The sequence below is a fragment of the Pseudomonas sp. R45(2017) genome (assembly GCF_002112305.1).
In the GTDB taxonomy this organism is placed as follows: Bacteria; Pseudomonadota; Gammaproteobacteria; order Pseudomonadales; family Pseudomonadaceae; genus Aquipseudomonas; species Aquipseudomonas paraglycinae.
This window is the reverse complement of the sequence record NZ_NEHH01000028.1, coordinates 1-583: the sequence shown is the minus strand read 5'-3', so window position 1 is coordinate 583 and position 583 is coordinate 1. Positions and strand designations below refer to the sequence as shown.

The 583-nt window shown below is 61.2% G+C and carries 1 protein-coding gene; it reads left to right on the top strand.

Annotated features, from left to right (window positions below):
• On the top strand, positions 1 to 583 hold a 583-nt coding region (tssI, locus tag CAF74_RS28880; protein ID WP_139832945.1), incomplete at both ends, for a type VI secretion system tip protein TssI/VgrG.

Here is a 583-nt window from a genome sequence, read left to right as displayed (position 1 = left end):
CGATCGCATTTACTGCGTGCAATACGACGAATCGGACCTGCATTTCATCCAGCGCCTGTGCGAAGAAGAAGGCATTCACTACCACTTCCAGCACAGCGCGACGGCGCACAAACTGGTGTTCGGCGATGACCAGACGGTGTTCAAGAAACTGGCGCCGGTGGCCTATCAGCAGGACTCCGGCATGGTCGCCAGCAACCCGGTGATCAAACGCTTCGACCTGCGCCTGGAAACCCGTACCAGCCGCACCACCCGCCGCGACTACGACTTCGACAAACCGCGCCTGACGCTGGAAAGCGAAAACCGCGGCGACGCCCTGCCCGACCTCGAGGACTACGATTACCCGGGCCGTTTCATCGACCGCGAGCGCGGCAAACACCTGGCCAAACGCGCCCTCGAACGTCATCGCAGCGACTTCCAGCTCGCCGAAGGCAAGAGCGACCAGCCGTTACTGGTCAGCGGCCATTTCCTCGCGCTGAAAGAACATCCGAAAGCCAAGTGGAACGACCTGTGGCTGCTCACCGAAGTCCACCACGAAGGCAAACAGCCGCAGGTGCTGGAAGAGTCGGTGACCAGTGACACCACC